The following is a 13,910-nucleotide window of genomic DNA, read 5'->3' as shown; positions in this document are numbered from 1 at the left end:
TTCTCCAGTGTTGGTTCGTCGGATTCGGTTTGCCCGAACTTCGATTTTGATGAGCCTAAAGAGAATTCGCATAAATACAAATTTGTTATATTTCATAAAACTAAAGTTTGGCTTATATATTTCCACATGAACCTGACGCAGCTCACCGTGTTTCGCGAAGTGATGGAAACCGGCTCCATTTCGCAAACCGCGAAGAAATTGAACCGCACCCAACCCGCCATCAGTTTGGCCCTGAAAACGCTTGAGAAAAACCTGGGCCTTACTTTATTCGAACGCAAAGGACGCAGATTGGTCCCGGTGCCCGAGGCGCATTACCTGCTGGCAGAAACCACCGGCATTCTGGATCGCCTTTCGGTCATTTCGAATACCATGGAAGGTTTGATCAAGGGCCATTCCGGCAGTCTGAACATCGCCACCATGCCCGGCCCTTCGACCTTTCTCTTCCCTCATTTCATCAGCAAGTCGCTGGGAGAGAACCCCGACATCCGAATCACGCTGTCGACGCGCAGTTCTCTGCAGATCATGGAATTGGCCGGCACCCAGAATATCGATTTCGGCTTTGCCGATTTCGAACATTCGTCGGGAAAAGAGCCGCAATACTCCGCCGAACTGATCCGAGCAAACTGCTTTTGCGCGGTCGACCGCGATCACCCGCTAGCGACGCGCAGCAGTGTCTCGATCTCAGATCTTGATGGCGTACCTATTGGCGGACTGCACGCGACACACCCGTTCCAAACCAGAATCCAGAACGCGTTTCAAGAAAGCGGCGTCGACTACAATCTGACTGTGAACTGCCAGTATTTCCTGCCGCTGATCCCCTTTGTCAGCTCGGGCCAATGCTGTTCGATCGTCGACCCCCTAACCGTCGCGACAGAGCGCGAGTTGAATGCATCCAAAGGCAAAGTGGTGTTTGTGCCGCTGAAAAGCCCGCTGCAGTATGAGTACGCCATTTTGGAACCAAACCACCGCCCTCCATCACAGCTGGCCTTGAAGATCAAAGCCGGATGGATGGCTGAAGTTCTGAACAAGCTGACGGAATTGGATGCGGAACCAAGCGTCAAAGAGATTGGTGCAAACGACAGTAACTGACATCTCCAACGATCCGAACGGCTTAACTCTTTGGCTGGTGGTTACGGCTCTGATGCAAAGATTTGGCTGTTGATGCACTAGTGTTTAGCGAGTGGATGGCCTTTCGGATAATGAAATTCGCCGCGCGCGCGCCGAAGAACTTGCTACGAAATATGGCGTCTCGGCCCATAACATCGCGACGGCCTGGGTTCTCGCGCAGTCATTCCCATCGCTTGCTTTGATCGGTCCACGAAGCCCGGGTGAGATCGCGTCGACACTTCCTGGCCTCGGTCTCGATCTGACGACCGAAGAAGTGGCTTGGCTCTATCTCGAAGGGTGATTGCGTCGCGAGCGCCCGGCTCGCGCTTACGAGGCATACCAAGATTTGCGAGAATGGTGAAACCCGTCAGGGATGTGTCACAAACTTTGAGCCTGGATTGACGAGCATTCTTCATCTGAAGTTTGTGCTGGTCGAATAGTTTTCGAAAAGGTTATTTGAGAATGCTTTCGTCAAAGCGGTAACGGCAAGCGGACCCGGTATTTGGTCAAGAAAAGCAGTTGTTAGTCCGCCCATGACAAAATCAGCAGGGTTCGCATGCTGCGGTTTTGTCGGAAAGAAAACGCCGATGACCCCTGGTTCGGGATCGTGACTGATCAATTCACCGCCCAAGAACTTGTTGATAGGCGGCACAGGAAACCTTGAACGACCTCACCTTGGGTCCAGTTCTCAGAGGTAATTGTATCTGCCTCCAAACATCCCTTTTGTGTTGGTGGCTCTTGCGGCAGGGGCTCAAGCCAAAGCTCGCAACCATGCAGCTAGTGCTTGACCGATCTGTTGCCCGCTGTCTTCCTGGATGAAGTGGCTGCCTTTGACGGTTATCTCCTGCTGGTTTTTCCAACTGCGGCAGAAGTCACGCGCTGCGCCGACGAGGATTGCGCCGGGGTCGGCATTTACGAAGAGTTTTGGCAGGTCGTTTTCCGCCATCCAATCCGCGTATTCCGCGGCAATCGTGGTTACGTCTGCCGGGTCGCCACCAACTGGAATCTGGCGCGGCCAGGTCAGCGTCGGCCAACGGTCTTCCCGGTTTCGGAAGGGGCGGCGGTATTCATTCTGCTCTGCTTCGGTCAGGTCGCGGAGGACAGAGCCAGGCAGAACCTTTTCGACAAAAAGATTGCGGTCGAGCACCAGTTCTTCGCCCTTATCCGAGCGGAAGCCCTGGAAGAGCGGCGCAGCCTGGGGGTTGAACTCGGACCAATCGGCCAGTGGTTTCACGATCCCTTCCATGTAGGCAATGCCGGAAACGGCATCGCGGTGACGGTTGGCCCAGTCGAAGCCCAGTGCCGAGCCCCAGTCGTGGATGACCAGAACCGCATCGCGCGTCACGCCCACGGCGGTAAGAAAGCCCTCGACAAAGCGGCGATGGGTTTCAAACGTGTAGGTATTTGGGCCGGGATCGGGCAGTTTGTCGGAATCGCCCATGCCAATCAGGTCGGGCGCAATGAGGCGACCCAGCCCCTCGCATTCGGGCATGACATCACGCCACAGGAAGGACGAGGTGGGATTGCCATGGAGGAACACGATTGGCCGCCCTTCGCCACGTTCGACATAGGCCATGTCATGACCATTCACTGCTACTTTGCGCTTTTGCGCTGCCCAGTCGGAACTCATTGCCGTTTCTCCTTTTTCGTCCAGCGCGAAATCATCGCGCGCATGTGGTCACTGCCGCCGGGGCCCAGAACCGGGGTTACATCGCGTGGGCCAAGTATCCGTCCGTCTTGCGCCGTCACGGCTATCTCTTGCACCGGCCGCCCTGTTTCCCGTTCCACCAGCGTGAGGCGTGGTCCACGCCCGTTTGGGGCCCATTTCTCTCCCCAGTGCAGAAGCGCAACCAGCACCGGGTAGAGATCGAGCCCTTTCTCGGTTAGCCGGTATTCATGCGAGCGCCCATCCTCGGGGTTGGGCAGCTTTTCGATCACACCTTGCTCAGTCAGTGTTTTCAGTCGTGCCGCCAGAACGCTGGTGGAAATGCCCAGGTGATCCTGAAGCGCATCGAAGGTGTGCATCCCGTTGAAAAGGTTGCGTAACACAAGAAGGGTGCGCCATTCGCCCACCACGTTGAGCGCCTGGGCCACACCACAATCGTCGGTGATCGGTGTGCGGGTCATTCGCCTTTGAACTCCGGCTTTTGCTTGGCCAGGAACGCGGCGATCCCGTGAGGGCCGTCATGGGTGCGCATCATGGCGGCGATGGAACGGGTTTCCTTGTCAATCTGCGCTTCGAAGCTTTCGGAGAATGCCGTTTCGAGAAGACGCTTGGCCCCGCCATAAGCTTTGGTTGGACCCTTGGCGAACCGGGTGGCGAGTTTGCGCGCCTCTGTCATCAGGTCTTCAGCCGCGACCACGCGGGTGACGAGGCCCCATTCACAGGCCTCATCAGCACTGAGAACACGATTGGTCAGTACAAGCTCTTTGGCGCGCAGAAGCCCCACATGCTTGGCAATGTAATAGGTCGATGACCCGTCCGGGGTCAGCCCCGAGGCGGTATAGGCCGAGACGAACTTGGCCCTGTCCGAAGCCAGAACGATATCGCCAGAGATGGCGATGGAAAAACCACCGCCGCCAGCGGAACCGTTTACGGCGGTAATGACGGGCGCGTCCAAATGGGTCAATCGTGCCAGCGCGGCGTGCAGGATCGTCGCCATTCGGGTCACGTGGTCCGACTTGTTCGCGGCGGCCTCGAACTCGGCCAGATCGCCACCACCATTGAACATCTTGCCCGCGCCTGTGACGATCACGGCGCGCGCGCCTTCCGCCTCGCATCGGCAGGCGACATCGAACAGTTCATCGGCCATCCGTGCATTCAAGGCGTTGGCGTTGTCAGGGCGGTTCATCGTGATCTCGACGACGCCGTCTTCAAAGGCCCAGTCCAGTGTTTCATATGTCATGGAGCCGTCCCTTTGATCATTCTGCGGCAACGCGAACACCGCCTGACATGGTGGCCAGCCGTTTGACAATGATCGCATCGGCTTCATCCATGATCCGGTCAATCAACTCTTTGCAGGTGGGGATGTCGTCAATCAATCCAGCGACCATGCCACAGGACCAGGCGCCGGCGTCCATATCACCATCGAGCATGACCTTTGGATAGACGCCCGCGACCTCTTCGACGATGTCCTCGAACCGGATCTTGTCGCCCAGATTCTTTTCCTTTTCCAAAAGGCGTTCGACCGCCGCATTGCTCAGCACCCGTTCGGTATTACGCAGCGGGCGCATGACAAGACGTGTGTCCAATTCGCTCGCCGCGACGATGGCATCCTTGACCCTCTGGTGTACCGGCGCTTCCTGCGTGGCAATGAAACGTGTGCCCATGTTCATACCTTCGGCACCCATCGACAATGAGGCAACCAGGCTGCGCCCATCGGCCATGCCACCCGACGAAACAAAGGGGATCTCTAACTCGTCCGCAGCGCGGGGCAATAGGATCATGTTGGGAATGTCATCTTCGCCGGGGTGGCCGCCGCATTCAAACCCGTCCACCGACACCGCGTCACAGCCAATCTCTTGCGCTTTCAACGAGTGACGCACCGAGGTGCATTTGTGGATCACCTTGATACCTGCATCCTTGAGATACGGTAAAACCTCGGATGGGTTGCGACCTGCAGTTTCCACGACTTTCACCCCTCCATCGATGATGGCTTTGACATAGCCCGGATAATCGGGGGCATTGACAGTGGGCAGGAATGTCAGGTTGACCGCGAAAGGCTTGTCGGTCATGTCGCGGCATTTCGCGATCTCATTGGCAAGGTCGGCAGGAGATTTCTGTGTCAGCGCGGTGATCGTGCCCAATCCGCCTGCGTTTGACACGGCGGCGGCCAGTTCGGCAAACCCGACATAGTGCATGCCGCCCTGCAGGATTGGGTGCTCGATGCCGAACATTTCGGTGATACGGGTTTTCATGGATTGTCCTTCGTTTTTCGGGCTGAACCTGAGGTCCAAAAAATAGCTTTCTTTATCGAAGTTTAATTTCCCCTATGGGCCACGCAAGCTGATTCCAGCCGGGTTCGGGAAAATGCCGTAACGTCGTGACGGAGTTAGGATTGTGAGTTGTCGGTCAATGTACCTGCGGCGATCCCCAAAGCAAACGTCGTCGGATCGCTGGCATCCGCAGAAAATCTTGGCAGTTCCCGCGCCAAGAAACACTCTGTTCCGTCACCGTTGACCCTGCTGCCAGAGGTCTGGTCGTCGTGCGATTTGGGATTCCGCGCGCTACTTCGGTTCAAGAAGCTGTTCTATCTCAACGCCTTGGTTTGCAGTGCTCGTTATGACAGCTTCCCGCAACGCCCTACTGCGCTCAACGAGCCTGCCGAATCGTTCCTCGTCCAGCACGAATAGTGTCGTGGGCACAATCGCTCGGACGGAGGCGCGGCGTTTTTGCCGAAGCAATAACTCGGCCTGCCCGAAGATATCACCACGCCCTAGCCTCCAGCTCTGGCCACCCATCTCCAATTCAACGGCGCCTGAAGCAATGAAGTAAACGCCTCGCGCTGGTGCGTTCTTTTGGATGACAACCTCACCTGCCTCGCCGTAGCGAGTTTTCAAGACGCGGACGAGCCGTCTTAGCCTTGCGTGATCCAAAAGCGCACGTTCGGCCAGACGAATTGAAAGAGATCTGTCGCGCACATTGCCGAGGACAAAACCGAACCTCCCTACACTATTATCACACCATACTTGCAATGCTCATTATAGCGCTATTTTGCACATCACTGGGTCGGCGGCTCTTCGGGCTAGTGATCCTCAAAAGCCTCGGGCTCGAGCTCCGCCCAGAAGTTTATGATCGCCGCGGCGTTCAGACCTGACCGCCAACCATGTGCCCGAAAATGTTCGCGGTCCAGATCATCTTTCAGCCCGGCCATAAAGAGCCGCTTATCAGCGTCTCTCTGGGTCGGGTTTCGTCGCGAAACCAGATCTTGGACCACCGACAGCTTGCGCGCACGCTCCGAGCGTTCCGCTGCGCGAGACGCATAGGCCAGATCCTCTCGCTGTTTTTCCTCAGACCGTTGTTGTGCGGCAGCAATAGCATCAGAGTTCGGTTCAGCAGGCTTTACAGATTCGGGCGGACGAAAGTCATCGCGCAGGGCGGCCGACAGATAACCAACTGTCGATTTCACACCCCCCTGCCCTTTCACGTAATCCAGTTTCTCGCGCACATAGTCTTCACCATGTTCCGCAATCCATTGCCGCGCCAATCGGTCCGACACACCTTGCGCCCGAAGCGTTTTATAGACTTCCAGGTTTCGAACACCATCATTGTCGTCAATCTCGAACATGGCTTTCTGAGGATTGCCTTTGATCCGAAACCGTATGTCCGTCACGCTCCGGCCTTTTTTCTGAAACTCCGGTTCGATGAAAATGTCCGAGCTTCGGTTCACTTCCGACACAGCGGGTTTGATAATCTTGGCGTTCAGGTGTTTGAAACTTGCATAATAGTCGCTGCCATCCACACCCATCAGTTTGCGAAATACATCCAAAGCCCACCATCCTGTCGAGCCTGTTCGGACGAATCGATAGCAATTTTCGTATAACGCCAACCCATGACCAGAGCTGAAATTGCGCTGTATATGTACATTGATCAGCGCATAGATCTTTGGGTCGTAAAGCTTCTGCGCCAGCGCGGGTGAATAGGCATATTCACACACGCCTGCCTTAAGTTTGGCGAAACTCAACAACGAGGATACGCCCCATTCCTGCCGCCCCTGCTCGTCCAGCATATCCCATTCGGCGACCGTCTCCGCTAATGCACGCAAGCTGGCCCGCAAAGTGTCAAAATCGTTCGAGTTATAGCCAACCATCATCGCCAATGTGCGCGCATCAATGGTATGGGTGGTCGCCGAGGTCAGCGCATCATAGGCATTGAGAAGCAACACGTTCGAAAGCTTGCGCTGCAACAGCGAAAGCTTACCGCTGATATGTATCGCGGCAACGTTCTTCTTCACCGTCTCTCGACGCAGTGCGCCCGAAAGGTGATCCATGTCCAATTGTGTATCCGGCATGATTCTGCCTGGCTGCTCGTTTTTTGAATTTGTTGCACAAAAGGTACCCAGGTTGCAATTATATTTGGGTGCCCAAATACGGGATTGGACTGATCCCGCAAACAGGTACCCTAAGCGTGGATTTCAGAGTTATCCACAGAAAGCCTTTCATTTGGCCTCTCGTCAATCTGGTCATGGCCCGAAGAAGCAGGCTCTATATTCCCAATTAGACCCAGTTCAGCCATTTCCCGAGAATCAGTGCCCGTAAAACCGAAAGCAGCGACCCGACATCCTGTATATTGGTTCCTTTGATCCCGTATCCGGTTACCTTTGAACCTGTTTTTGGTTACCCTAACCTGGCTAAGTATATGTTTATGATAGATAATATTATCCCAAAATATACAAAGTAACTAAATAAAAGAAACGATTTGTGTGGTCTTCAAATTATTGATTCAGGAGTTTCGTGACGAAACACCCCTCTCATAGCCCTGTTCTGTGGAAAACTCGAATTTCTGGGATAGCCACTCAGGAAAAGGTTCGCTAACTTGGTGAATATACGCCGCAAAGGCGAACATTTTTCGAGGCAACGACAGTGAACAAATCCAACCAACCTCCGCTCCCGCCTTATTTCAATTTGGACCCGGGTACTGCGGCGTCGAAATTACCTGATCCTATCGGGACATCACGATTCGCAAAAGCCGCCACTTTCTGTGCCAAGGGTCGCGAGGATCTGGCGCGGCGCGGCTATGCACCCGATGGCGAAAAGCGGCTCCGACGGTTCTCGACCTGGGAAATCACGAAGTACCTGATCCCTATCGCACCAGCCCATCTGCGCCGCGTACTCAAGGCCAACCCGGACTTGCCACAAGGCGAAGGCGAAGGTGGATCAAAGTGGTTTACACTCGATGAGGTGTTGGTTCTGCGACAGCATTTTGCGGCAGAAGGCGTCAGCACCAAAGAGTATCTGCCCTATCGGCCCGAAGGTCTACCGGCCAAGGTTGTGGCCGTGGCTAACTTCAAAGGTGGTGTCGGCAAGACGTCGACCGCCGCGCATCTGGCCATGTCAGCGGCGCTGGATGGCTACAAGGTTTTGGTGATTGACCTGGACAGTCAGGGTTCGATGACCTCGATTCTCGGAGGGCGCGTGGCCGATGAGTGGCAAACGGTATTTCCTCTGATTGCAAAAGACTATGCGCGCGCAGTGCAGTCGGAGAACCGTGTTCGCGCGGCTGCGGGTCAGGCTGAAATTCCTCTGGATGAGACCTTGCATGAGGCATTGTCCACCTCGCCGCGTGATGTGATTCAGAAAACCCATTGGCCGAATATCGATCTGATCGGGGCGCAGTTGAACCTCTATTGGGCAGAATTTCAGATCCCGGTCTGGCGGATGGGGCTGCGCAGCTGGCCCTTATGGGACGGGTTGACCAACTTCCTTCAGGACGAGGGTGTATTGGATGACTACGACATCGTCTTCCTCGATACGCCTCCTGCTCTTGGGTACCTAACGATCAACGCCTTGGCTGCGGCGGATATATTGTTGGTTCCTCTCGGTGCGAGTTTCCTGGAATTCGACTCCACCGGTCGGTTCTTTGATATGCTCTACACCACCTTCGCCAGTATCGAAGACGGGGAAAATGCAGCCCACAGGGCGGCGGGTTTACCAGAACTTAAGTTCGAATGGGATGTAGTACGGGCTATCATCACGCGGTTCGATGCCAGTCAGCAAACGGATATGGCCAATGTAATCCAAGCCTATTTCGGCGATTTCATGAATGCCTACCGGCAGGACTTTACCGCTCTGGTTGGTCAGGCCGGGGAACAGGTCAATGGTATCTACGAAGCCGACTACCGCGATTTCAACCGTGACACCTATGTACGGGGGCGGGAAACTTTCGACAGAACCTATGCCGAGTTCAAAGAGGTTCTGATCGGATGTTGGTGGCGTGATGCTCAGATGGGAGGAGAGGCAAATGGCTAAACGCAGAAGACTTATCGCCCCGGACACGGCTGAGCTGGAGCAAATGGAGGCAGGTTTCGCGACGAAACCCTCGATCAGCCCGTTCGATACCAAGTCAACGCCACCCATTGCGCAGGTCGCCGGAGAGGCGGCGGCCTTGGGCGGGATGGCTGCTGTGACGGATCGGGTTGCCATGGCCAAGGATCACACAGATGCCGAGCTGTGGCGGGAAGCGCAGACGGCAGGGTTGGTCGCCGAAAAGCTGGCGTTGGATCAGATTGATGCGGATTTCATCCGTCGTGACCGTATGGTCGAAGACGAAGAGGCGATGGCGGAACTGCTTGAATCGCTGCGTGTTCACGGATTGCGCACCCCGATTGAGGTAACGCGGACCGAGGACGGGTATGGCTTGATCTCGGGCTTCCGGCGCCTGAACGCGTTCCGCAGGTTGGCCGAGACCGATCCGGCCTTTGCCGCAATTCCAGCATTCGTACGCGATGCCGGGACTGGGCAGGGCGCGTATGTCTCTATGGTCGAAGAGAATGAGCTGCGGTCCAATCTCAGCCCCTATGAGCGCGGTCGCATCGCTGTTTTGGCGGCGGGGCAGGGGATCTTTTCCAGCACCGAGGCAGCGGTTGATGTTCTGTTTGGTGCTGCGTCCAAGGCCAAGCGGTCAAAGGTGCGTGGTTTTGCGATGGTGCATGAGGCGCTTGGGGATCTGCTGCGCTTTCCGGTCGCGCTGTCCGAGAAAGCCGGGCTTAAACTGGCCGCCGCTTTGCGGGAAGGAGCGCAAGCCAAGCTGCGCGATGCCCTGGCAAGCGCTGATGCTGTTGACGCCAAAGCCGAGTGGATGGCACTTGAAAATGCGCTGAAAGCCGTCCCGCAAACGGGTACCTCAAAGCCGCGCGGTGGCCGCCCTCAGCAAATCTCGCGACTGCCTGCAACGGATTTGGCCGGTGGTGGCGCAATCCTGGCAGAGCTGTCGAGTGACGAGCTGCGGATCCGGATCAAAGGCCGTAACCTGTCAACGGATGAGGCTCAGACGCTCTTGGCTCAGATCGCAAAACTCCTGAGCTAAGGCAAACAGACAGGCGGGGTAGGGGGGCTAAACGCCTCCCTTTCTTTCACGCGAGTAGAATTCTTGTCTGAATCGACACTTAGTGTTTGCAGCTCTCAGTGGCGAGAAAAAACAATTAAAAACAATAGCTTATGCGCCAATATGAGCGCAGCACCTCAAAATATCGTGAAACCCAGATCTAAGCGCAAATTCACCCCCGCAACACCCGACCCAAAGGGTCAAAAGGCGGTTCATGCAGGATAACCGCCTTGTGCGGACGGCCCAAAACCATCACTTCAACCGCGTCTCCGGGCTGGGCGTTTTTGACATACCCCAGCGCCAGCGACATGCCGACGGAATAGCCGTAAGCACCGGATGTGACACGTCCGATACCCTGGCCATCCTTGAAAATCGGCTCACCTCCGGTTGCGTCCGCATTCGATGCGGTGACGTCCTCTGCGTCCAGATGCAGCATCACCAGCTGCTCGCGCGCGGGGTTCTGCAACACCTTCTGCGCGGCGTCTTTGTTCAGGAACTCTTTTCCGAACTTGCACAGCCGGTCCAGACCGACCTCATGGGGCCAGTATTCGGGGCTGTATTCACGGCTCCACGAGCCGTAGCCCTTTTCGACGCGAAGCGACATTAAGGCCCGGCTGCCGACGGGGCCTGCGTCAAATGCCGCTCCGGCCTCCAGCAGCGCCGTGTAGAGGCGGGATTGGTGTTCTGTGGGGCAGTGGACCTCCCACCCCAGATCGCCTGTGAATGAGACGCGCAGGGCCAGCACTTCGATCCCGGCCAGTTCGATCCGGGCTGACCGCATAAAGGGGAAGTCTTCGGTGGCCAGAGAGGTGTTTGTCAGCCTCTGCAAAATCTCGCGGGATTTCGGGCCGGCGATGTTGAAGCCACATATCGCGTCGGTCATGGATGTGAAGGTGGTGCCTTCGGGCAGGGGGACCTGTTTGAAGAACCGTTTGTGATAGCGTTCGGCCATGCCGGAACCGATGATCCAGAACTCATCCTCGGCCACGCACGTCACGGTGAAATCGCCCGCGATGCCACCGCGTTTGGAAATCAGCGGGGTCAGGCATGATCGCCCCACCGTTTTGGGCATGGTATTGGCAAAGACCGCGTTCAACCAATCCGAGGCACCGGGGCCTTTGCAGACGTATTTGGCAAAGTTCGAAATGTCGATGATCCCCGCCCGATCTCGTAGCATCTTGCATTCTTCGCCCACTGGCCCCCACCAGTTCTGCCGGGTAAAGCCGTTGGTCTCGACCGCGCCGGGCGTGTCGGAGAACCACAGCGGATGCTCCCAGCCTGCGTTCAGGCCAAAGACGGCGCCCATGGCCTTTTGCGTCTCATAGACCGGGCGGATGCGGGCAGGGCGGCCCGCGCTGCGTTCCTCGTTCGGGAAATGGATGGCGAAGCGATGGGCGTATTGATCCTGCACCCGCGCCTTGGTGAAGTCCTTGGTGGCCCAGTTGTCAAAGCGGGCCAGATCCCAGGCGAACATGTCATATTCGGTCTCACCTTCAATGATCCACTGCGCGGCCATCAGGCCCATGCCGCCGGATTGGGAAAAGCCGGGGATGATGCCGTTGCAACAGAAATAGCCATCGACCTCGGGCACCGGGCCCATCAGAACGTTGGAATCCGGAGACCAGATCATCGGGCCGTTGATCACCCGTTTAATCCCGGCCTCACCCACAGCAGGCAGACGTTCGATGGCGTTCATCATGTTTTCTTCGATCCGGTCCAGATCGTCGGGGAACAGGTCATGGGCAAAATCCAGCGGCGTGCCCTCTTCGGCCCAGAACCGCATGTCTTTCTCATAGGCCCCGACCAGCAGGCCCTGACCTTCCTGCCGCAGGTAATATTCACCATCCCGATCGGCGACCGAGGGCAGACGGGTACCGTGCCCTTCAACATCCGACATGGTTTCGGTGACGAAATACTGGTGCTCGGTCGGTTGCAAGGGCAATTCGATCCCGGCCAGCGCCGCCACCTCGCGGCCCCAAAGCCCTGCGGCATTCACCACCCAGGGCGTGCGGATGTCGCCCTTGGGCGTTTTGACGATCCACGACCCGTCGTCCTGCTGCTCGGTCGCGGTGACGGGGGTGAAACGATGGATCTCTGCCCCGCGCTGACGCGCGCCCACCGCATAGGCATTGGTCACGCCCGAAGGGTCAACATTGCCACCATCAGGTTCATACATCACACAGCGGATACCGTCGAAATTGACCAGCGGGTGCAGCTTCTGCGCCTCTTCAATGCTTATCTCATAGAAATTCATGCCATAAAGCTTGGCCTTGGCCGCCTGCAATTTCAGCTGATGCTCGCGCTGTTCGGTCTGCGCCAGATAGAGCGAGCCGGGCTGAAACACGCCGCAGCTTTGGCCGGTTTCTTCTTCCAGCGATTTATACAGGTTCATCGTATAATGCTGGATGCGGCTGATATTGGTGCTGTCATGCAGCCCGTGGATATTTGCCGCCGCGTGCCAGGTCGAACCCGAGGTCAGCTCGTCGCGTTCCAGCAGAACCACATCGGTCCATCCCAGCTTGGCCAGGTGATAAAGGATCGAACATCCGATCACGCCTCCGCCAATTACAACTGCCTGTGCTTCTGTCCGCATGTCCAAATCTCGCGCGCTTTTCTGTCTGATGGATGATCTACGATTGCCGCCTAGCCGACAATCCAGACAAAATTCATTGTCGCGTGAGGCAGCCTCATCTCAGACCACAAAAGCGACGGGATCAGGGGGGCATATGACGGGATTGGCACATGCGTCTGCGCACGCGCCCGTTTGTCGGCCTGTGCGGGTACATAGCGCCAGAATCAACGTATCTGCCGCAGGGATTGGTTACGCGATCTCGTGCGACCAGGGCGGGTTTGCACCTGCGCGCGATACGGTCACTGCAGCGACCTTGGCCCCCAGCGCCAGCGCTGCGCGCAAGGTGGCGGGCGGTAGCGCACGGAGGCCAGGTTTCGAGAGATGACCTGCCTCTTCCAATGCGGCCAACACACCTGCGTTAAACGTGTCGCCCGCGCCCACGGTATCGACCACCTTTACCGGCTCGACCGGGACCGAGGTTTGGCGGCCATCCGCCAGATAACCCGTCGCACCTTCGGCGCCGCGCGTGACGATCACCACGGCAGGACCGGCTTGCAGCAGCAAAGGTACTTTCTCATCCAGGGTTTCTGGGCCGGGGATGATCCAATCCAGATCCTCATCCGAAACCTTGACGATATCGGCCTGCGCGATCATCCGGTTCAGACGGGTGCGATAGCGGGTTTGATCCTTGATGAAACCGGGTCGGATATTGGGGTCCAGCATCACCGCGCGATCTGCCCCATGTTGCTCCAACAGGGCTGCATAGGCATCTGCGCAAGGTTCACAGGCCAGGCTTATGCCCCCGAAATACAGTGCGCTAATGGCACCGGGCAGTTGGCGTGGCATATCTTCGGGCCGCAACATCCGGCCAGCGGTGTTTTCGTCGACAAAGTTATAGCTGGCGTGCCCGTCCTTCAGCTGCACGAACGCCAGGGTTGTGGGGCGGTCCGACTGGATCACATGGCTTGTTTCAACGTGGCTGGCCTGCAGGGCTGCGGCCAGTTGCTGGCCGAACATATCCGTCGACAGCCCGGTCAGCAGCCCAACGGGTGCGCCCAAACGGCCTAATGCAATCGCCGTGTTGAACACCGCACCGCCGGAATGGGGCACAAACCCGTCCGCGCCCGAGGCCGTGGGTTCTGCGATCATGTCGATCAAGGCTTCACCGCAGCACAGGATCATGAGGTC

12 protein-coding genes and 1 pseudogene are annotated in these 13,910 nt (G+C 56.9%); 5 read left to right on the top strand and 8 right to left on the bottom strand.

What is annotated here, in order from left to right; genetic code table 11:
• Positions 1–126: 126 nt before the first annotated feature.
• A complete protein-coding gene (locus GOV38_RS12645; RefSeq protein WP_171208155.1) occupies positions 127–1,089 on the top strand; it encodes a LysR family transcriptional regulator in 963 nt (320 codons plus the stop codon).
• A 91-nt stretch (positions 1,090–1,180) separates the two neighbouring features.
• On the top strand, positions 1,181–1,408 hold the full coding sequence (locus GOV38_RS12640) for an aldo/keto reductase (RefSeq protein ID WP_371808499.1): 228 nt from the start codon (positions 1,181–1,183) through the stop codon (positions 1,406–1,408).
• A 450-nt stretch (positions 1,409–1,858) separates the two neighbouring features.
• Here GOV38_RS12640 and GOV38_RS12635 read toward each other — a convergent pair whose 3' ends face one another.
• From GOV38_RS12635 to GOV38_RS12620, 4 genes are read right to left on the bottom strand one after another with little or no spacing between them, the layout of a single operon-like run.
• Complete coding sequence (locus GOV38_RS12635; protein ID WP_171208154.1) at positions 1,859–2,737, bottom strand: haloalkane dehalogenase; 879 nt, start codon at positions 2,735–2,737, stop codon at positions 1,859–1,861.
• Complete coding sequence (locus tag GOV38_RS12630; RefSeq protein WP_171208153.1) at positions 2,734–3,234, bottom strand: helix-turn-helix domain-containing protein; 501 nt, start codon at positions 3,232–3,234, stop codon at positions 2,734–2,736. The genes GOV38_RS12635 and GOV38_RS12630 overlap by 4 nt, the downstream gene beginning before the upstream one ends.
• Positions 3,231–4,013, bottom strand: coding sequence for an enoyl-CoA hydratase/isomerase family protein (locus GOV38_RS12625; RefSeq protein WP_171208152.1), 783 nt, complete (start codon positions 4,011–4,013; stop codon positions 3,231–3,233). The genes GOV38_RS12630 and GOV38_RS12625 overlap by 4 nt, the downstream gene beginning before the upstream one ends.
• A 16-nt stretch (positions 4,014–4,029) precedes the next feature.
• The gene (locus GOV38_RS12620) at positions 4,030–5,025 is read right to left on the bottom strand and encodes a nitronate monooxygenase family protein (RefSeq protein ID WP_171208151.1); all 996 of its coding nucleotides are present in this window, start codon (positions 5,023–5,025) and stop codon (positions 4,030–4,032) included.
• 147 nt (positions 5,026–5,172) lie between these two features.
• Between GOV38_RS12620 and GOV38_RS22350 the strand changes: the two genes are divergently transcribed.
• The gene (locus tag GOV38_RS22350; RefSeq protein WP_254430500.1) at positions 5,173–5,460 is read left to right on the top strand and encodes a hypothetical protein; all 288 of its coding nucleotides are present in this window, start codon (positions 5,173–5,175) and stop codon (positions 5,458–5,460) included.
• Between the two features lie 15 nt (positions 5,461–5,475).
• Here GOV38_RS22350 and GOV38_RS22345 read toward each other — a convergent pair.
• Together GOV38_RS22345 and GOV38_RS12610 are read right to left on the bottom strand one after the other, a co-directional pair.
• Positions 5,476–5,748, bottom strand: a pseudogene (locus GOV38_RS22345) (cyclic nucleotide-binding domain-containing protein); the annotation flags it as partial.
• Positions 5,749–5,852: 104 nt separating this feature from the next.
• Positions 5,853–7,118, bottom strand: a complete 1,266-nt coding sequence (locus tag GOV38_RS12610; protein ID WP_171208149.1) for a replication initiation protein — start codon at positions 7,116–7,118, stop codon at positions 5,853–5,855.
• A 571-nt stretch (positions 7,119–7,689) separates the two neighbouring features.
• On the opposite strand from GOV38_RS12610, the gene GOV38_RS12605 reads away from it, so the two are divergent.
• A complete protein-coding gene (locus GOV38_RS12605; RefSeq protein WP_171208148.1) occupies positions 7,690–9,075 on the top strand; it encodes an AAA family ATPase in 1,386 nt (461 codons plus the stop codon).
• Complete coding sequence (locus tag GOV38_RS12600) at positions 9,068–10,132, top strand: ParB N-terminal domain-containing protein (RefSeq protein ID WP_171208147.1); 1,065 nt, start codon at positions 9,068–9,070, stop codon at positions 10,130–10,132. Before GOV38_RS12605 ends, GOV38_RS12600 begins: the two co-directional genes overlap by 8 nt.
• Before the next feature lie 190 nt (positions 10,133–10,322).
• Here GOV38_RS12600 and GOV38_RS12595 read toward each other — a convergent pair whose 3' ends face one another.
• Both GOV38_RS12595 and GOV38_RS12590 read right to left on the bottom strand, forming a co-directional pair.
• Complete coding sequence (locus GOV38_RS12595; protein ID WP_171208146.1) at positions 10,323–12,743, bottom strand: FAD-dependent oxidoreductase; 2,421 nt, start codon at positions 12,741–12,743, stop codon at positions 10,323–10,325.
• A gap of 228 nt (positions 12,744–12,971) precedes the next feature.
• Positions 12,972–13,904, bottom strand: coding sequence for a carbohydrate kinase (locus tag GOV38_RS12590; RefSeq protein WP_171208145.1), 933 nt, complete (start codon positions 13,902–13,904; stop codon positions 12,972–12,974).
• Between the last annotated feature and the right edge of the window lie 6 nt (positions 13,905–13,910).

Origin of the sequence: Ruegeria sp. HKCCA5839 (genome assembly GCF_013035585.1) — a bacterium.
Lineage (GTDB): Bacteria > Pseudomonadota > Alphaproteobacteria > Rhodobacterales > Rhodobacteraceae > Ruegeria.
Note: the sequence above shows the minus strand (reverse complement) of the source record. Positions and strands in the feature narration are given on the sequence as shown.